Annotated in this window: 1 protein-coding gene; it reads left to right on the top strand. The window is 40.2% G+C overall.

What is annotated here, in order from left to right; translation table 11 throughout:
• Window positions 1-540, top strand: a 540-nt coding sequence (gene argB / locus ACRCJ0_RS18235) for an acetylglutamate kinase (protein WP_431391549.1), incomplete at its 5' end; no start/stop codon positions are given.
• Between the last annotated feature and the right edge of the window lie 89 nt (window positions 541-629).

Below are 629 nucleotides of genomic sequence, written 5' to 3'. Positions count from 1 at the left end.
TCACCCAATTTAACGACCATGTTGAATGAGGAGGGCGTTTCGTCAGTTTCAGTTTCTGGTAAGGACAATAAAGTCATGGAAGCTGTGAAGAAAGATGAATCGCTTGGTTTAGTTGGCCAGGTAACCAATGTCAACACGGACTATCTCAACCAAATGTTAGATGATAATATGCTTCCGGTGATTTCACCCATCGCTTATGGACCCAAAGGTGAGAGCTTGAACATCAATTCTGATGAAGCGGCCGCTGCGATTGCCTCAGCTTTAAAGGCTGAAAAAATGATTTACCTGACTGATATTAACGGCATCTATGAAGATCCGGCTGACCCATCAACTTTATATTCCGTTATGTCCGCTGACCAAATCCAAGAAGCCATTGAAAACAAGATCATTACTGGCGGCATGATTCCTAAAGTGGAAAATTGCCTAGGTGCCATTCAATCGGGTGTCCATTCTTGCCAGATTATCGACGGCACCATTCCCCATGCTATTATCTTAGAATTATTTACCAAAAATGGCATTGGCACCATGATTACAGCTTAAAAAGGTGGTATACACATGAACTTACAAAATAAAAACTTTTTAAAATTACTGGATTATACCAGTGAAGAAATTGAATTCCTAATAGACTT

The organism is Aerococcus sp. L_32 (assembly GCF_050689315.1).
Note: the sequence above shows the minus strand (reverse complement) of the source record. Positions and strands in the feature narration are given on the sequence as shown.